The organism is Aequorivita marina, from assembly GCF_031631895.2.
GTDB lineage: Bacteria > Bacteroidota > Bacteroidia > Flavobacteriales > Flavobacteriaceae > Aequorivita > Aequorivita marina.
In genome coordinates this window covers 621398-638720 of sequence record NZ_JAVMBW020000001.1, presented here as the reverse complement: position 1 = coordinate 638720, position 17323 = coordinate 621398, and the positions used below count along the sequence as shown (strand labels likewise).

17 protein-coding genes are annotated in these 17323 nt (G+C 38.8%); 6 read left to right on the top strand and 11 right to left on the bottom strand.

All coding sequences use genetic code 11. The features are described 5' to 3' along the window. Nucleotides 1-59 precede the first annotated feature (59 nt). From sufD to QPK98_RS02880, 6 genes are all read right to left on the bottom strand, one after another. Nucleotides 60-1373: a Fe-S cluster assembly protein SufD gene (gene sufD / locus QPK98_RS02905; protein ID WP_310991501.1), complete on the bottom strand. Its 1314-nt coding sequence runs from the start codon at nt 1371-1373 to the stop codon at nt 60-62. A 41-nt stretch (nt 1374-1414) separates the two neighbouring features. Further along, a complete protein-coding gene (locus QPK98_RS02900) occupies nt 1415-1804 on the bottom strand; it encodes a four helix bundle protein (RefSeq protein ID WP_310991500.1) in 390 nt (129 codons plus the stop codon). Between the two features lie 57 nt (nt 1805-1861). Beyond that, the gene (gene sufC / locus QPK98_RS02895) at nt 1862-2611 is read right to left on the bottom strand and encodes a Fe-S cluster assembly ATPase SufC (protein WP_310991499.1); all 750 of its coding nucleotides are present in this window, start codon (nt 2609-2611) and stop codon (nt 1862-1864) included. Between the two features lies 1 nt (nt 2612). Beyond that, the gene (locus tag QPK98_RS02890; protein WP_310991498.1) at nt 2613-3017 is read right to left on the bottom strand and encodes a hypothetical protein; all 405 of its coding nucleotides are present in this window, start codon (nt 3015-3017) and stop codon (nt 2613-2615) included. Between the two features lie 31 nt (nt 3018-3048). Beyond that, nucleotides 3049-4494, bottom strand: coding sequence for a Fe-S cluster assembly protein SufB (gene sufB, locus QPK98_RS02885; RefSeq protein WP_310991497.1), 1446 nt, complete (start codon nt 4492-4494; stop codon nt 3049-3051). Between the two features lie 186 nt (nt 4495-4680). After that, complete coding sequence (locus tag QPK98_RS02880) at nt 4681-5010, bottom strand: HesB/IscA family protein (protein WP_310991496.1); 330 nt, start codon at nt 5008-5010, stop codon at nt 4681-4683. Nucleotides 5011-5223: 213 nt separating this feature from the next. Here QPK98_RS02880 and thiL point away from each other — a divergent pair, with 213 nt between their 5' ends. Beyond that, nucleotides 5224-6279: a thiamine-phosphate kinase gene (thiL, locus tag QPK98_RS02875; protein ID WP_310991495.1), complete on the top strand. Its 1056-nt coding sequence runs from the start codon at nt 5224-5226 to the stop codon at nt 6277-6279. A gap of 16 nt (nt 6280-6295) precedes the next feature. Here thiL and QPK98_RS02870 read toward each other — a convergent pair whose 3' ends face one another. After that, a complete protein-coding gene (locus QPK98_RS02870) occupies nt 6296-7072 on the bottom strand; it encodes an alpha/beta fold hydrolase (RefSeq protein WP_310991494.1) in 777 nt (258 codons plus the stop codon). Between the two features lie 343 nt (nt 7073-7415). On the opposite strand from QPK98_RS02870, the gene QPK98_RS02865 reads away from it, so the two are divergent. From QPK98_RS02865 to QPK98_RS02855, 3 genes are all read left to right on the top strand, one after another. Beyond that, complete coding sequence (locus QPK98_RS02865; protein ID WP_310991493.1) at nt 7416-8072, top strand: succinate dehydrogenase cytochrome b subunit; 657 nt, start codon at nt 7416-7418, stop codon at nt 8070-8072. A 20-nt stretch (nt 8073-8092) separates the two neighbouring features. After that, nucleotides 8093-10096, top strand: a complete 2004-nt coding sequence (locus tag QPK98_RS02860; protein WP_310991492.1) for a fumarate reductase/succinate dehydrogenase flavoprotein subunit — start codon at nt 8093-8095, stop codon at nt 10094-10096. Between the two features lie 351 nt (nt 10097-10447). Then, nucleotides 10448-11194: a succinate dehydrogenase/fumarate reductase iron-sulfur subunit gene (locus QPK98_RS02855; protein ID WP_310991491.1), complete on the top strand. Its 747-nt coding sequence runs from the start codon at nt 10448-10450 to the stop codon at nt 11192-11194. 208 nt (nt 11195-11402) lie between these two features. Here the strand turns inward: QPK98_RS02855 and rpmA are convergent, their stop codons facing one another. From rpmA to QPK98_RS02840, 3 genes are all read right to left on the bottom strand, one after another. Next, entirely contained in the window at nt 11403-11666 is a 264-nt protein-coding gene (gene rpmA / locus QPK98_RS02850; RefSeq protein WP_310991490.1) for a 50S ribosomal protein L27, read from the bottom strand. Nucleotides 11667-11701: 35 nt separating this feature from the next. Further along, a complete protein-coding gene (rplU, locus tag QPK98_RS02845; protein ID WP_310991489.1) occupies nt 11702-12373 on the bottom strand; it encodes a 50S ribosomal protein L21 in 672 nt (223 codons plus the stop codon). 273 nt (nt 12374-12646) lie between these two features. After that, a complete protein-coding gene (locus QPK98_RS02840) occupies nt 12647-13105 on the bottom strand; it encodes a DUF4199 domain-containing protein (RefSeq protein WP_310991488.1) in 459 nt (152 codons plus the stop codon). A 255-nt stretch (nt 13106-13360) separates the two neighbouring features. Between QPK98_RS02840 and QPK98_RS02835 the strand changes: the two genes are divergently transcribed. Both QPK98_RS02835 and QPK98_RS02830 read left to right on the top strand, forming a co-directional pair. Further along, nucleotides 13361-14677 carry a M16 family metallopeptidase gene (locus QPK98_RS02835; protein WP_310991487.1) on the top strand — a complete coding sequence of 439 codons (1317 nt, stop codon included), beginning with the start codon at nt 13361-13363 and terminating at the stop codon, nt 14675-14677. 21 nt (nt 14678-14698) lie between these two features. Further along, nucleotides 14699-16765, top strand: a complete 2067-nt coding sequence (locus QPK98_RS02830) for a M16 family metallopeptidase (protein ID WP_310991486.1) — start codon at nt 14699-14701, stop codon at nt 16763-16765. A gap of 62 nt (nt 16766-16827) precedes the next feature. On the opposite strand, the gene QPK98_RS02825 is transcribed toward QPK98_RS02830, so the two are convergent. Continuing rightward, nucleotides 16828-17322, bottom strand: coding sequence for a YqiA/YcfP family alpha/beta fold hydrolase (locus tag QPK98_RS02825; protein ID WP_310991485.1), 495 nt, complete (start codon nt 17320-17322; stop codon nt 16828-16830). Nucleotide 17323: the final 1 nt, after the last annotated feature.

Here is a 17323-nt window from a genome sequence, read left to right as displayed (position 1 = left end):
TACCACGAATTCACATATGGTCTAGAATAATGAATTCGTGGTTATTTAATTATTCTCAATTAATGCTCAAAGCCTATACTAACCCCTATTTTATTAGCTATAAGTTTGTTGATGCGCATTTTGAGTTCAGGAATTTTCACACTTTCCAATACGGTATTTGCGAAGGCGTACATCAGTAAAGCACGTGCTGCTTTTGTTCCAATTCCACGGCTGCGAAGGTAGAATAGTGCTTCATCGTCAAATTGACCTATAGTACAACCGTGCGAACATTTAACATCGTCTGCAAAAATTTCTAATTGTGGTTTTGCATTTATCGTAGCTTTATCGTCAATTAGAATATTGTCGTTTTGCTGATATGCATCTACTTTTTGGGCATCTTTTTCAACTACAATTTTCCCGTTGAAAACACCAGTAGAAGATTCAGCATAAAGTCCTTTGTAGTCTTGGTGGCTTTCGCAATTAGGCGAAATATGATGTACTAAAGTGTTGTGATCTACGTGTTGTTTCCCTTCTAATATGGTAATCCCTTTTAATGTAGAATCGCAATTTACACCGTGTTGGTAATAGTTTAGGTTGTTTCTAACTAGCTTTCCTCCGAAAGAAAACGTGTGTACACGGCAAACGGTGTCGCGCTCCTGACTTATATAAGTATTGTCAATAAGAGACGCTGTTTTAACGTCATTTTGAATCTTGTAATAATCTACATAAGCACGTTTTTCGGCAAAAATCTCGGTAACCGAATTGGTAAGGACCTCATTGCTGGAAAGGCTTTGATGACGTTCTATTATTTGTACATGCGCATTTTCTCCAACGACAATTAAATTTCGCGGTTGTAGGAACATGGCAGCTTCATTTCCCGTAGAAAAATTGATGATTTCAATAGGCTTTTCTACTTCCTTGTGTGCGGGAATATGGATGTAGGCACCCTCTTTAGTGAAAGCCGTGTTTAGTGCAGTTAAACTATCGCTGTTTGCCGCCTTGTTAAAGTAGGCTTCAATTACAGGTTTGTACTTGCTCTTGTTTAGCGCGGCAGACATCAAGCACACATCAAAGGTGTCGTGCGTGGTTTCTGATAGAAAAGAGCTGTAAACCCCATCTACAAAAACCAGTTTATAGGTGTCTATTTCGTGCAGAAAGTACTTTCGTACATCCTGAAGCTCTACATGGTTTTCCTTGTTGGAGTAAACACTGTAGTCTGGCTTTAGCACCGAATTGAGTGAGGTGTATTTCCACGCCTCCTCTTTTTTAGTGGGAAAACCTTTTTCTTCAAAGATTTTAATGGCGTCGTTCCGCACATCGTGTAACGGCGAATCAAACTCCAAATAATCCTCTAAAGCAATATATGATGATAATAATTTGTCTTTAAAACTCATAATGAATTTCTTGTTTCAAGTTTCTTTTTTTAGGTTTCAAGTTATTTGAACTTATTGCCTTTAAAGTCACTTTTGTTTAAATAGATAATAAAATTTGCAATTCTTTTACTTGGGCTCATATACCTCTCAACCAAAGTGGATAACTCTTCTTCTGTAATATACTCGGAGTCAAATATTCTATATAGTTGAGAGCGAGACTCCCCGGCGGAACCTTTTGCTATTGATAAAAATTGTCTAAACTCTAAATTTCCATCCCGTTCAAATCCTTCGGCTATATTGTCCATTACGGAACCAGAGGAGCCTTTTATTTGATCTTTTAATCTATAATCGGATTTTAGCTTGGTATTTTTTGAAAGTTGAATGATTTCTCTGGATAGAAGTCTTGCTTCTTTCCAAATATCCAAATCTTCAAATTTTTCAATAGTTGCCATAGAGAAATAGATTTTTAAACCAACCAGAAACCAAGAGCCAGGAACTAGAAACTAATTTTAAACTAACTCCTCTTTAATCCAGTCGTACCCTTTTTCCTCTAGTTCATAAGCCAGTTCCTTGGTGCCCGACTTTACAATTTTCCCGTTCATCAGTACGTGTACGTAATCTGGAACAATATGATCTAAAAGGCGTTGATAGTGCGTTATAACTACTATAGCGTTATCTTCACTTCTCAGCTTATTTACACCGTTTGCTACTACTTTTAGCGCGTCAATATCTAAACCAGAATCTGTTTCGTCCAGGATGGCAAGCTTAGGCTCCATCATTGCCAATTGAAATATTTCGTTTCGTTTTTTCTCTCCTCCGGAAAATCCTTCGTTTAGTGATCTAGAAAGAAACTTACGGTCAATTTCAAGCATATCTGCCTTTTCTTTTATCATTTTAAGCATTTCAGAAGCAGGCATATTATCCATCTTCTTTGCTTTTCGGGTTTCGTTTATGGCAGTTTTTATAAAGTTGGTTACCGAAACTCCTGGTATTTCAACAGGATATTGAAACGAAAGGAAAAGTCCTTTATGCGCTCTTTCTTCTGGGTCTAATTCAGAAATATCCTCGTTTTCAAAGGTGATATATCCTCGGGTTACGTCATACTCCTCTTTACCCGCCACTACTGAAGCTAAGGTGCTTTTTCCAGAACCGTTTGGCCCCATTATAGCGTGGACTTCTCCAGCTTTTACTTCAAGGTTAATGCCTTGCAGTATGTCTTTGCCATCTAATCCGGCATATAAATCTTTAATTTTTAACATATTAATTTGTCTTTGCTGATTCTTCTAATTTAATATCTACTTCTGAAGGGTTTTGATTCACCTTCACAATTTCTTTAATAGTTATAAGTTCTTCCCACTCATTATCAGTGTTGGTGTTTTTGGAAACTGTCCCTTTCACCGTTACACCAACCATATCAAAATCATTTTCTTTTACTGCTGCTACTTGTTTTGAAAGATTGCTTGATACTTCATTTTGGTTTACTCCGTAAATAAAGTTGGATCCTAAAAGTACAACAGCGCCATCCGTGTCTATAAAATCTCCTTTATAGGTTTGAAGGTTTTCTGTGCTTTCTGTTGTGGTTTGATCTGTTTCTTTTTTCTCTTCTGAATTCTTACAAGAAATTACCGCTGCCGACAGCAATAGCATTACAATGATTTTCTTCATAATTATATAGTGTAATTTAAATTGTTTTGATTTAACCTACAGATCCTTCAAGGCTTATTTCTAAGAGTTTTTGCGCCTCTATGGCGAACTCCATAGGGAGCTTGTTTAGAACTTCTTTTCCAAAACCATTTACAATCAAAGCAATTGCTTTTTCGGTGTCAATACCACGTTGGTTGCAATAGAAAATTTGATCTTCTCCAATTTTACTGGTTGTTGCCTCGTGTTCTATTTGAGCCGTTCTATTCTTTGATTCTATATATGGAAATGTGTGTGCACCACAGCTATTCCCCATTAATAAGGAGTCACATTGCGAGAAGTTTCTTGCATTTATGGCATTTGGAAGTACTCGAACGAGACCGCGATAACTGTTTTGCGATTTTCCGGCAGAAATACCTTTTGAAATAATAGTACTTGTGGTGTTTTTACCTAGATGGATCATTTTTGTTCCCGTGTCTGCCTGTTGGAAGTTATTGGTTACTGCAATAGAGTAAAATTCACCAATAGAATTATCCCCTTTTAAAATACAGCTTGGATACTTCCAAGTTACGGCACTCCCGGTTTCTACTTGCGTCCAAGAAATTTTGGCGTTCTTTTCGCAGATACCTCTTTTCGTTACAAAATTGTAAACTCCACCTTTTCCTTCTTTGTTTCCAGGAAACCAGTTTTGCACGGTAGAGTATTTTATTTCGGCGTCATCCAAGGCAATTAATTCTACAACTGCAGCGTGCAATTGGTTTTCATCACGACTTGGTGCTGTACAGCCTTCTAGATAACTTACATAACTACCTTCGTCGGCCACTACAAGCGTGCGTTCAAACTGACCTGTTCCCGCTTGATTGATTCGGAAATAAGTAGAAAGTTCCATTGGGCAGCGTACGCCTTTTGGAATGTAGCAGAAAGATCCATCGCTAAACACAGCACTGTTTAAGGCTGCATAAAAGTTGTCGCGCGGTGGCACTACGGTTCCTAAATGTTTTTTTACCAGTTCGGGATATTTTTTTATCGCTTCGGAAATAGGACAGAATATAATTCCTTTTTCCGCTAGATTTTTTTGGAAGGTAGTAGCAACAGAAACGGAATCCATTACAATATCTACCGCAACTCCGGCGAGCTTTTTTTGCTCCTCTAAAGAAATTCCCAGACGATTAAACGTGTCCAGTAACTCCGGATCTACCTCGTCAAGGCTGTCATATTTTGGCTTCTTATTTGGCGCTGAATAATAGGAGATTGCCTGAAAATCTGGTTTTTCGTAATGTACGTTTGCCCATTCTGGCTCCTCCATAGTTTGCCAATAACGGAAAGCTTCCAGACGCCACTCGGTCATCCATTCTGGTTCTTCTTTCTTTTTAGAAATGGCTCGTACTATGTCTTCATTCAATCCGTTGGGAAATGTATCAGACTCTATATCGGTGTAGAAACCATACTCATATTCTTTGGTTTCTAATTCTTTTTTTAAATCGTCCTCGGTGTACTTCATAATTCTTAATTCAAGATTTAAGGTTCAAAATTCAAGGTTAAAATGTGAACTTATTTGAATTTACTTCTTTTAAATTCGCTTTTTTGCAGGTGTGTTATAAATCCTGCTGTTTGTTTACTCAATTTAATTAACTGTTAATAAAACTTGTCAAAATTTTATAATCAGTTCCCACTTTGGGGCTAGGCCTTACAACGAAAAAGATTCGCCACAGCCACAGGTGCGATTGGCATTGGGGTTTTGAAAAATAAAGCCCTTTCCGTTAAGGCCGCCGCTGTATTCCAGAATCGTTCCTGCCAGATACAAAAAGCTCTTTTTGTCTATTGCGATTTTCACATCGTTTTCTTCAAAAAGTTTATCGTTTTCGCCTATCGTATGGTCAAATTTTAACTCATAACTAAGGCCAGAGCACCCGCCACTTTTGACCCCAACGCGGACTAAATCCTTAGCCATGTCAAAGCCTTCCTCGGCCATTAATTGCCCTATTTTTATTTTAGCGTTTTCGCTTACCTTAATCATATATAGATTAATTCTAAATTAGACGCAAATATACATCAAATAGAACGTTTAACCATATTAAAGTGAGTTTTTAAAACTATGATGCGATAGTTTTAAGGAATACATAACATTTGATTGCAAACCAGTGAAAAGCAGTGGAAAAATGAAAGGCGTCAGACTTTTTTTGATTGCAATTGAAAGCGTATTTTTGCCAAAATCAGATAACAAAACAAAATGTTCGAAAATAAAGACAATGCCAGTACGGGAATTGGGTCGCTTGGTGAATTTGGACTCATTGACCACCTTACCAAAAACTTTAAGATTAAACAGAATTCTACTATAAAAGGGATTGGTGATGATGCCGCGGTAATTGCCGGCGATTCCGAAAAGGAAATTATAGTTACTACAGACTTGCTTTTGGAAGGCGTTCATTTCGACTTAAGTTATATGCCTTTAAAACACTTGGGGTATAAGGCAGTGGTGGTAAACCTATCAGATGTTTTTGCCATGAATGCGCAGCCCACCCAAATAACGGTATCCATTGCTGTATCTAACCGATTCCCTGTTGAAGCCTTGGAGGAGCTTTACGCTGGGATTGAAACTGCAGCAAAAATGTATAATGTTGATGTAGTAGGTGGGGATACTACTTCATCCACAACGGGTTTATTGCTGAGTATTACTGCCATTGGTGCTGTTGAAAAGGACAATGCGGTATATAGAAGCGGTGCTAAAGAAAATGATTTGTTGGTGGTTACCGGAGATCTGGGTGCAGCATATATGGGGCTTCAGGTTTTGGAGCGCGAAAAAGAGGTTTTTAAGGTGAATCCGAATTCACAGCCAGATTTAGAGCCTTATTCCTATTTGGTGGAGCGGCAATTAAAGCCTGAAGCGAGAAAGGATATTTCAAAATTGTTGGAAGAATTAGAGGTTAAGCCTACCGCTATGATAGATATTAGTGATGGCTTGTCTTCAGAAATTATTCACATTTGTAAAAGCTCTAATGTAGGGTGTAATCTCTTTGAGGAAAAAATCCCGTTAGATCCGCAGGTCATTTCCGTTTGTGAAGAATTTGATCTAGATAGCACCACGATTGCGCTAAGTGGAGGTGAAGATTACGAACTGCTTTTTACGATTAGCACAGAAGATTATCCTAAACTAAAGGGTAATCCGCATCTAACCGTCATAGGCCATATGACCCATAAGAATGAAGGGATGCACTTAATAAGCCGTGCCGGAACAAAAATACCTCTGATAGCCCGTGGATGGAACCCAATGAAAAACGACGAATAGCAGATTGTTCTATGGGCTAAGGTTTTAATATGCCTTCCAAAGTTTTTAAAACTGCGCTGTGGTTTTCGTAGGTGCTATGATGGCCGCCATCAATTGTAATTACATTGGCATTGCAGGCTTCGGCGCGATTTTTAGTTCCTTCAATTTCTAAAAGCGGATCTTTTTCTGATAAAACAGAATATTTGGCCTTTTCGAAATTTTTTAGAACTTCAGTTCGGTCCTTTCTATCGCGCATTCCTTTAACAGCCGCTTTTACGCCCGCTAAAGGAAAGCAATAGGCTTCCTTTTTTAAGGCAGCTATTTCCGCGGCAAATTTTTGATGAGAAGCTTCGGCAAAGAGGTTGGTGATTGCCATACTTATAAAGGCATTTTTGTTGCTTTCGATTACTTTGAGGGCCCGATTACGGTTTTCTTTTCGTTCTTCGGAATCTGCTGCGGGAGTTGAATTCAGAAGAATTAAGCGTTCAATTTTTTCGGGAAACAATTCGGCAAAAGCCATGGTTATATAGCCACCCATTGAATGGCCAATCAACGTCGCCGATGGAATTTGAAGATGTTCCAGCAGCTCATTAACTACTTCGGCCATCAATTCCATGGAATGTATTTCAGCAATTACATCACTTTTTCCATGACCGGGGAAATCCAGCGTAATTACAAGATTATTCTGGGATAATGCTGGGATTAGCTTTTTCCACATAACCGAGCTTTCCAGAAATCCGTGTAAAAGCACGAGCGCTGGCCCTTTTCCAAAGGTTTCGTAATAAACATCATTGTTTTTATAGCTTAAGGTCATGATTATCTTGTTTTATTAATGAACTCGATTGATTTTAAAAACCTTTCAAGGCGCGATTGCAAAGTGATTCTAAAACGTACCAAGACGCAAAATTATGTATTTAGAATTCAACGTGGGTAGTGTTTAGTTCAAAACGCACTTTTCTTTTTGTGTAGTGGGTTTTGTCTTTTTCATCACCTTGTAGAAGTTGTTAAGGAGTGCTCTGGTTTTTAAGTTCTAAATTCGAATACGAATAAAAGACATGTTTATATCAATTCTAAATAGGGTTCAAACTTTTAAGAATGTTTGGTAACAAGCGGTTTGAAGTGTATTTTTGTATAACTATTCTTGAAATAAAACCATAATGGCAATATTATCTTCTTCTATTGCTCGAAAAGTAGCGATGGCACTTTCGGGCTTGTTTCTTGTTTTGTTCTTGGCGCAACATTTTACCATTAACATTACTTCGGTCATAGACCCTGAGACCTTTAACAGTCTATCCCATTTTATGGGGCATAACTTCGCAGTGCAGTTTATTGCGCAGCCAATTCTGATTTTTGGTGTAGTCTTCCATTTTATTATGGGGCTAATTTTAGAAATTAGAAACCGTGGCGCTAGGGAAGTTAGCTACAAATCTTTTAAAGGAAATAACAACTCAACTTGGGCTTCGCGTAACATGATTATAAGCGGCGCTGTTATTCTAGCGTTTTTGGGGCTTCACTTTTATGATTTCTGGTTCCCAGAAATCGTTCATAAATACGTTGAGAGCCATCCCTTAGATGCTACACGATATTATCCAGACCTAGTCCAAAAATTTGAAAGCCCTGTGCGTACCGGTTTGTACTGCTTGGCTTTTGTGTTGTTGGCGCTTCACCTGTGGCATGGCTTTTCTTCCTCTTTCCAAAGTATGGGCTGGAACAATAAATACTCGAAAGGCTTAAGAGGATTCACGAAATTTTACGCAATATTTATTCCTTTAGGATTTATTTTCATTGCGCTTTATTTACATTTTAATCAATAATCACCACTAAAGGTAACGCTATGTCAGTATTAGATTCAAAAATCCCAAAAGGACCCTTAGCAGATAAGTGGACAAAACATAAAAACGATATAAACCTCGTTAACCCTGCCAATAAACGAAACATTGATGTTATCATGGTAGGAACTGGGCTAGCTGGTGGAAGTGCCGCCGCAACCTTAGCCGAACTTGGCTACAACGTAAAAACATTCTGCTATCAAGACTCTCCGCGTCGTGCACACTCAATTGCCGCACAAGGAGGTATTAACGCAGCAAAAAACTATCAAGGTGATGGCGATTCAAACTACCGTCTTTTTTACGATACGGTAAAAGGAGGTGATTACCGCTCTCGCGAAGGAAATGTGTATCGCCTTGCTGAGGTTTCAGCAAATATAATTGACCAATGTGTGGCTCAGGGAGTTCCCTTTGCGCGCGAATATGGTGGATTGTTAGATAACCGATCTTTTGGAGGTGTGCTGGTATCGCGAACTTTTTACGCCAAAGGGCAAACCGGGCAGCAATTGCTTTTGGGAGCTTATTCGGCAATGAACAGACAGATAAACCGCGGGAAGATAACAGCTTATAACCGCCATGAAATGCTTGATGTAGTATTGGTTGACGGAAAAGCAAGAGGGATTATTGCTCGCGATTTGGTTACTGGCGAGATCGAGAGGCACTCGGCCCACGCCGTGGTAATTGCTTCGGGAGGTTACGGAAATGTATTCTTTTTATCTACCAATGCAATGGGCAGTAATGCTACCGCAGCTTGGAAAGCACATAAAAGAGGAGCGTATTTCGCAAACCCATGCTATACGCAAATTCACCCAACTTGTATTCCCGTTTCAGGCGATCATCAAAGTAAACTTACCTTGATGTCTGAGTCTTTGAGAAACGACGGTAGAATCTGGGTTCCAAAGAAAAAGGAAGATGCAATTGCAATCCGCGAAGGAAAGAAAAAAGCAAACGACCTTTCGGCTGAAGAAAGAGATTATTACCTAGAAAGAAGATATCCATCTTTTGGTAACTTGGTGCCGCGCGATGTGGCTTCACGTGCCGCAAAAGAACGATGTGATGCCGGTTTTGGTGTAAATAAAACAGGACAGGCGGTGTTCTTAGATTTTGCTTCGGCAATAGAACGCTACGGAAAGGAACAGGCAGCAATGCACGGAAACCATAATCCTTCTAAAGAAGAAGTTACAAAACTAGGGAAAGAGGTTATTGAGAATAAGTATGGTAACCTATTCCAGATGTATGAAAAAATTGTAGATGAAAACCCGTATGAAAGCCCGATGATGATTTACCCAGCGGTTCACTATACTATGGGCGGACTTTGGGTAGATTACAACCTACAATCTACAATTCCCGGCTGTTACGTTACTGGAGAAGCTAATTTTAGCGATCACGGGGCAAACAGATTGGGCGCTTCGGCATTAATGCAAGGTTTGGCAGATGGGTATTTTGTATTGCCATATACTATTGGTGATTACTTAGCAAAGGATATTAAAACTGGCGAAATACCAACCGATACCAAGGAGTTTGAAGAAGCTGAAAACAAGGTTCGCGAGCAACTTGAAAGGTTAATAAACAATAAAGGAACACATTCCGTAGATCATTTCCATAAAAAACTAGGCCTCATTATGTGGAATAAGTGTGGAATGGCGCGTAATGCGAAAGATCTTGCTTCGGCAATGACTGATATTAGAGCTTTGCGTGAAGAGTTTTGGAATGAGGTTAGAGTTCCAGGAGAAATGAATGAAATGAATGCTGAGCTTGAAAAAGCGATGCGCGTAGCAGATTTCCTTGAATTGGGTGAATTGTTTGCGAAAGATGCCCTACACAGAAACGAATCTTGTGGTGGCCACTTCCGCGAAGAATATCAAACCGATGAAGGTGAAGCCCTGCGCGACGACGAAAACTTTATGTACGTTGCCGCTTGGGAATACACCGGAGATCCGGCAGAGGGAATTCTCCATAAAGAGAACTTGGAATATGAAAATATTGAGGTGAAATCTAGAAGCTACAAATAATAATTATTAGGTTATTAATATAGTTGTTAGGGGTAACTCAGAGCCATTTGAAGAATTGGTTTATTGAAAAAAGCAAGAAGCTTCAAGTTTTTGTACAAGATGAAATTATTCCGACCTTCCCTTCCTTCAAGAAGTTTGATTGAACATGGCAGGTAAGAAGGTCGTCAAGATGAGTAGGAAATAATATTGCAGAAGGCTTTGGGCGTTTTTAACATGCCGAAAACGCGCAATTTTATAGAAATGGTAGAAAGTTCATTTTAAATGGATTTAATTAATATTTCCAAAGCCAAAATAACTGAGTAACGCATTAACTGCGTAACCCAAAAAAATAACAATTAACTTTTAACTATTATGAAGTTAACACTAAAAATCTGGAGACAGAAAAATAATAAAGCAAAAGGATCATTAAAAACCTATCCTATTGATGGGATTGAGGGCGATATGTCTTTCCTTGAGATGCTGGACGTTCTTAATGAAGATTTAATTAATAAAGGTGATGAGCCGGTAGTATTTGATCACGATTGCCGTGAAGGAATCTGCGGATCCTGTTCGCTGCAAATCAATGGTGAGCCTCACGGGCCGGATCGTTTGGTAACAACCTGTCAGTTGCATATGCGTATGTTTAACGATGGCGATACAATTGTAATTGAACCTTTCCGCGCAAAAGCATTTCCTGTAATTAAGGATTTGGTTGTTGATAGAACTTCTTTTGAACGAATTCAACAAGCGGGTGGATATGTCTCGGTTAATACCTCTGGTAATACTATTGATGCAAATTCAATTCCGGTGAACAAGCACGATGCAGACGAATCGTTTAACGCGGCAACCTGTATTGGTTGTGGCGCTTGTGTAGCAGCTTGTAAAAACGCTAGTGCAATGCTGTTTACCTCGGCTAAGGTTAGCCAGTTTGCGCTATTGCCACAAGGAAAGGTAGAGGCTACAGAACGCGTTTTAGACATGGTTGCCCAAATGGATAAAGAAGGATTTGGAAACTGTACCAATACGGGAGCTTGTGAAATTGAGTGCCCAAAAGGTATATCGTTAGAGAGTATTGCACGTATGAATCGCGAATACTTAAATGCTAGTTTAAAAGGATAAGCAATTCGATTTTATATAGATTAAAACCTCTGCAATATTTGTGGAGGTTTTTTGTTTGATGAATTTGGAGGTTTAGTTCTTTATGATCTACAAGCATCAATATGGAAAATAAGTTAATTGTCAAAACACCCTGAACCCGAAAAGATTAAAATAAAAAAGCCTTTGCAAAACTGCAAAGGCTTTTTATAATCTTAAACAAGATGGTTAACTATGCTTCAGCGTTTGGAACGATTGAAACGTAGCTCTTGTTGTCTCTCTTTTTGGTGAATTTAACCACTCCGTCCACTTGTGCGTGTAAGGTGTGATCTTTACCACCATATACGTTTTCACCTGGGTGATGCGTATTACCTCTTTGTCTTACAATGATATTTCCGGCAATAGCGGCCTGCCCTCCATAAATCTTAACGCCTAGACGTTTCGATTCTGATTCGCGACCGTTTTTGGAACTACCAACTCCTTTTTTGTGAGCCATTTTGTTTCGGTTTTAAATATTATACTTCAGTAGGATTATTTTTCAACCCCACCATCTAATCTGTCTTGCAATTCTGTTAGTTCGTCCCACTTGCCATCAGCCGCTAATTGTGCTTGCTTTGGCCAAGTTTCAGTAACTAAATGTGCTAAGCGTGAGCTTGCTTCAGAAAGAATAGTTGCAATAGCTTCAGGCTTTGCCTTAGCTACTTTTGCAAATGTATCCAATCCGGCAGCAACCATAGCTTCTGCAGCTTTTGGTCCAACGCCTTCAATCTTTTTAAGATCATCGGCTTTTGCGGCTTTCTTAGCAGGCGCTTTTGCTTTTGGAGCAGCAGCTTTAGTTTCTTTTTTAGGAGCGGCTTTTTTAGCCTCTTCCTTTTTAGCAGGTGTAGCACCAGAGGCTACAATGCTTTCAATTACAATTTCAGAAAGTGCCTGACGGTGTCCTTTTTTAACACGGTAACCTTTACGGCGTTTCTTTTTGAAAACTATAACTTTGTCACCTTTAAGGTGCTTTACGACTTTTGCTCCTATTTGAGCGCCGTTTATAGCCGGGGCGCCAATGGTAATATTGTCTCCTTCACCAATAAGAAGTACATTGTCAAAAGACACTGCTTTTCCTTCTTCAACTGGCAAACGATTTACAAAAACCTTTTGGTCTTTCGCAACTTTTACTTGCTGCCCTGCTATCTCTACAATTGCGTACATAGCGAATCGTTTATAAAATTAGTTAAACTTAGATTTCCCTTACGTTTACCGAGGCTTTCGTCAATAGACTGATAACAAGGTTTGTGTAGGGGGCTGCAAATATAATTTTAAAAAAGGAGATGACAAAGCGTTTTTATCTAATATTTTTACCATGTTCTTTTAGATTGAAGTGTCTGGCACTGAACATTTGAGACCAATGGGCATATGCCCTAAAATAGTTAAGTTAATTACGTGCCTGAGGCGTCGTCTGTCTCGGTGAAAATCTTGGCCTTCTTAATTAAAAGTATTTCGATTGCCATCACGGGTGTTCCACGATTTTTTGAGTAATTGCATAAAGGCCAAAGTCAGTACAAGCGTAGTTGCAAAACCCATTATTAAAATTGATAAAATCAGCATAAAGGTGCCCAATTCATATTGAAGGTTCCATTGTTTCATTAATGCCGCAGTAAAGCCAGTATCTATCTGATACATATAAACGGCCATAAAAATTGTAAATAAAATGGAAGCTAAGCCACCAGAAAGTAAGCCGACCTCAAATCCTTTTTCATATTTAAAGTTATTTTCGTCTGAGGCATATTTCGTAAGTGCAAAATATAGACCAGCCCCGTAAATAAGGCCATTGATTGCGCTTAAACTAAAATACTGATGAAGCCCAATTAGCTTTGATAGTAGAAAGTATGCAATTAAGAATATTGCAATTCCTATTCCGTACTTCGAATAAATTTTAGCCATAACAGTGAATTTTTGCACATAAAAGTTACAACATTTTTATGATTTTGACTGTGTGTGTTTTGTTAACTTTAACAACTATAAAATTGTGAGTTCTTGGTGTACCATTCAAAGTACTGAATTAAATCTCAGATGGTTAAATACACTACTGGTTTCTTTCCCCTACTCATAACCGCTTTTAAAATGATATAAATCAACCAAAAAACCCTTAATTTTTTATAATTTTGTAGGTTATAACTTAATAAGAAAACTAAAACAATGAAAAAAACACTCCTTACCGTTTTGTTCGCCTTTATGCTAATAGCGGGCGCTAGGGCACAACAAGTTGATTTTGAAGAATACAACTTGGACAACGGCCTACATGTTATTCTATATCAAGACAAAACAGCCCCTGTGGCCGTAACTTCGGTTATGTATCACGTGGGTGCAAAAAATGAAACTGAAGGCCGTTCTGGCTTTGCTCACTTTTTTGAACATTTATTATTTGAGGGTACTGAAAATATTGGTCGCGGCCAATGGTTTGAAATCGTTTCTTCTAACGGAGGGAGCAACAATGCAAATACAACCGACGACCGTACCTATTATTACGAAGTGTTTCCTTCAAATAGCTTAGAGCTGGGTCTTTGGATGGAAAGTGAACGTATGTTGCACCCAATCATCAACCAAATTGGCGTAGATACCCAAAACGAGGTGGTAAAAGAAGAAAAGCGCCTTAGAGTTGATAACCAGCCTTATGGTAATCTGCTAAAAGCGGTTAAGGAAAATATGTTTAAAAAACACCCTTACCGTTGGACGACTATTGGTGAAATGGAAGACCTAGATGCTGCAACGCTGGATGAGTTTAAGGCATTCAATAAAAAATTCTATGTACCTAACAATGCGGTTCTCGTTGTAGCTGGCGATATAGACAAGCCAAAGACTAAGAAAATGATTCAGGATTATTTTGGTCCAATCCCAAAAGGTGCGCCTGTAGTTCAGCCTAATATAAAGGAAGACCCAATAACCGAGCGAATAAAAGCTAAATTTTACGATCCAAATATTCAGCTTCCTATGTTGCTACAGGCATACCGTACACCTTCCATGAAAGAACGCGATGCGTATGTACTGGACATGATCTCTACTTTATTAAGTGATGGAAAAAGTTCACGCTTATACAAGAAATTGGTAGATGAAAAGAAAATGGCGCTGCAAGTGCAAGCTATAAACTTAGGTCAGGAAGACTACGGTACGTATGTTACCTTGGCCATTCCACTTAATGACACTCCATTGGAAACATTGGATGCAGAGATTACTGAGGAAATTACCAAGCTTCAATCTGAGCTTATTACGGAGCGTGAGTACGAAAAGCTTCAGAATATTTATAAAAACAACTTTGTAACGGCTAATTCTACGGTTGCCGGTATTGCAAATTCATTGGCCAATTATTATACGTTCTACGGAGATACGGGTCTTATTAATAAGGAACTGGATATTTATAAAAGTATTAGCCGTGAGGAAATACGCAATATGGCTAAAAAATACCTCAACAAAAACCAGAGCTTATATTTAGAATATTTGCCAAAAACAGATCAATAAAAACCTTTGAATCATTTTAAGATGAAAAAACACATATACCTATTTATAGCAAGTATTTTTATATCTACGCTCGCAGTGGCGCAGATAGACCGAAGCAAGCAGCCTAAACCAGGTCCTGCACCTTCAATTAATGTTACCCAACCGGGAACTTTTGACTTAACAAACGGTTTAAAAGTATTGGTGGTTGAAGACCATACCCTTCCTGCCGTGCGCTTGCAGTTAATAATTGATAACCCAATTCATGCCGCAGGTGAAAAAGCAGGAGTAGAAAGCATACTTTCGGCAATGATGGGCAATGGTACTACCAGTATAACCAAAGACGATTTTAATGAAGAAGTAGACTACCTTGGAGCCTCTATATCTTTTGGTGCAGAAAGAGCCAACGCCAGCGCACTTTCTGAATATTTCCCTCGAATTATGGAGCTTATGGCAGATGCTATAAAAAACCCATTATTTACACAAGAGGAATTCAATAAAGAAAAAGATAAGCTGATTGATGCGCTTAAGTCTCAAGAAAAAAATGTGTCAGCGGCAGCAAAAAACGTACGTTCGGCATTGATTTACGGAAAAAACCATCCTAAAGGAGAGTTTACTACTATCGAAAAGGTTGAAAAACTTACCATTAATGATGTTAGAGCATATTATGACGATTATTTCAATCCGAAAAACGCGTATTTGGCGGTAGTAGGTGATGTAAATAAAAGTGAGGTTGAGGCCTTGGTTCGTCAATACTTAAGCGATTGGAAACAAAGCACTGTTCCAACTGTTTCGTATAGCACACCTCAGGATGTACAGTACACTCAGGTTAACTTTATTGATATGCCAAATGCCGTACAAAGTGAGATTGCAGTTGAGAACTTGGTAAACCTTAAAATGGACGACCCAGATTACCCTGCAGTGCTTATTGCTAATAAAATACTTGGTGGTGGGTTTAACAGTTTATTGAACATGAACCTGCGAGAGGCCAATGGCTGGACGTATGGAGCGCGCTCTAGTACGGGTGCTGATAAAGATATAACACGCTTTATAGCCACAACAAGTGTTCGTAATGCGGTTACTGATAGCGCCGTTGTTGAAACCTTAAAGGAAATCCGCTATATCCGCGATAATAAGGTAACTCCGCAGCAGTTAGCAAATGCGAAAGCAAAGTATGTTGGTGATTTTGTTTTGGCCTTAGAGCGTCCTTCGACTATTGCACAATTAGCTTTGGAAGTTTTTACCCAAAACCTTTCTAAAGACTTTTACTCAGGATACCTTAAAAAAATAAACGCAGTAACTGCGGCCGATGTGCAGCGCGTTGCCAAAAAGTACTACAAGCCCAATAATCTTCGTATTGTGGTAGTGGGTAAAGGCTCTGAAGTGTTAGAAGGTCTTAAAAACTTAAAAAGTCCAGCAGGAAGAAAAATTCCTGTAGCTTATTTTGATAAATATGCAAACCCTACATCAGAACCAAGCTATGACACAGCATTAGATCCTGGTGTAACAGCCGAAACAGTTATTGATAAATACATTAACGCCGTTGGTGGTCGGAAAGCACTTGAAGCCGTAAAAACCCTTAAAATGGAGGCTGGAGCCGAAATGCAGGGTATGCAATTAGGTCTTGAGATGGTGAAAACTGCTAAACATCAATCTTCAATTGTAGTTTCTATGGGCGGTAACCCGCTTCAGAAAGTAGTTTTTGATGGTGAAAAAGGATATATGTCTGGTCAAGGCCAACGCATGGACTATGACGATGAACAAAACAAAGCTGCGAAGCTTCAGGCAGTTCCGTTTGCAGAGCTAGATGCTAAAAATGCGAAGCTAGAACGCCTTGAAGATGTAGATGGAAATTCTGCGTATGTTGTTGCACTGGCAGAAGGCCAAGAAGCTTTCTACGACAAGGCAACCGGTTTAAAAGTTAAGGAAGTTACTACGGTAGAAATGAATGGACAAAAAGTTGCAACTACCGTGCGCTATGACGACTACCAAGAAGTAGATGGAATCAAGTTTCCGTTTACCATTATGCAGTCTGCAGGGCCACAGGTGCTTACTTTTAAAATTAACAATGTATCTGTTAATGAAGGTGTTTCCGATTCAGATTTTGAATAATTGATTTAGATTAGCTTATAAATTAACCGCTTTGGCAACTATGCTGAAGCGGTTTTTTATTTTTATAAAGAATGATATTCCTTAAAAAACGCTTTCACTTCTTCCTTAAAAATGTTTGCGGGAATACGGTGCGCTAAATCTTGGCGGATATTAATGTTGTAATTATCAATACCAATGGATTTTGACAAAAACGCTAAAGTAGATTTAGGATCAATCGTTTCGTCTTTGGCCCCTAAAACTATGTGTTTAAAGTTGGAATGGGAGTTTTTTATTGACGGTATTTCCTGCGGTACAGATCGGTAGGCGAGGGCAGGGTTGAAAAGTAATGCAGGTATTTGGAGCGCATCTGCAATGTAATAACCAGCAAAACCACCCATAGTACTACCAATAATTGTATTAATTACCATATTTTCGATTTTGCTTAGTAGTGTAGCAATACTGTTAGAGTCAGCCCGATAATCAATTTGTGGCGCATATACTTCGCCGTATTTTTCTAGAATTTTACGCTTATCGTTGTTTAAGCTACTATCTAAACCGTGTAGGTATAGGATGTTCATT

Excerpts from the sequence above, each read along its gene's own strand:
- sufD (WP_310991501.1), bottom strand. The coding sequence starts at position 1,373 with ATGAGTTTTAAAGACAAATTATTATCATCATATATTGCTTTAGAGGAT.
- QPK98_RS02900 (WP_310991500.1), bottom strand. The coding sequence starts at position 1,804 with ATGGCAACTATTGAAAAATTTGAAGATTTGGATATTTGGAAAGAAGCA.
- sufC (WP_310991499.1), bottom strand. The coding sequence starts at position 2,611 with ATGTTAAAAATTAAAGATTTATATGCCGGATTAGATGGCAAAGACATA.
- QPK98_RS02890 (WP_310991498.1), bottom strand. The coding sequence starts at position 3,017 with ATGAAGAAAATCATTGTAATGCTATTGCTGTCGGCAGCGGTAATTTCT.
- sufB (WP_310991497.1), bottom strand. The coding sequence starts at position 4,494 with ATGAAGTACACCGAGGACGATTTAAAAAAAGAATTAGAAACCAAAGAA.
- QPK98_RS02880 (WP_310991496.1), bottom strand. The coding sequence starts at position 5,010 with ATGATTAAGGTAAGCGAAAACGCTAAAATAAAAATAGGGCAATTAATG.
- thiL (WP_310991495.1), top strand. The coding sequence starts at position 5,224 with ATGTTCGAAAATAAAGACAATGCCAGTACGGGAATTGGGTCGCTTGGT.
- QPK98_RS02870 (WP_310991494.1), bottom strand. The coding sequence starts at position 7,072 with ATGACCTTAAGCTATAAAAACAATGATGTTTATTACGAAACCTTTGGA.
- QPK98_RS02865 (WP_310991493.1), top strand. The coding sequence starts at position 7,416 with ATGGCAATATTATCTTCTTCTATTGCTCGAAAAGTAGCGATGGCACTT.
- QPK98_RS02860 (WP_310991492.1), top strand. The coding sequence starts at position 8,093 with ATGTCAGTATTAGATTCAAAAATCCCAAAAGGACCCTTAGCAGATAAG.
- QPK98_RS02855 (WP_310991491.1), top strand. The coding sequence starts at position 10,448 with ATGAAGTTAACACTAAAAATCTGGAGACAGAAAAATAATAAAGCAAAA.
- rpmA (WP_310991490.1), bottom strand. The coding sequence starts at position 11,666 with ATGGCTCACAAAAAAGGAGTTGGTAGTTCCAAAAACGGTCGCGAATCA.
- rplU (WP_310991489.1), bottom strand. The coding sequence starts at position 12,373 with ATGTACGCAATTGTAGAGATAGCAGGGCAGCAAGTAAAAGTTGCGAAA.
- QPK98_RS02840 (WP_310991488.1), bottom strand. The coding sequence starts at position 13,105 with ATGGCTAAAATTTATTCGAAGTACGGAATAGGAATTGCAATATTCTTA.
- QPK98_RS02835 (WP_310991487.1), top strand. The coding sequence starts at position 13,361 with ATGAAAAAAACACTCCTTACCGTTTTGTTCGCCTTTATGCTAATAGCG.
- QPK98_RS02830 (WP_310991486.1), top strand. The coding sequence starts at position 14,699 with ATGAAAAAACACATATACCTATTTATAGCAAGTATTTTTATATCTACG.
- QPK98_RS02825 (WP_310991485.1), bottom strand. The coding sequence starts at position 17,322 with ATGAACATCCTATACCTACACGGTTTAGATAGTAGCTTAAACAACGAT.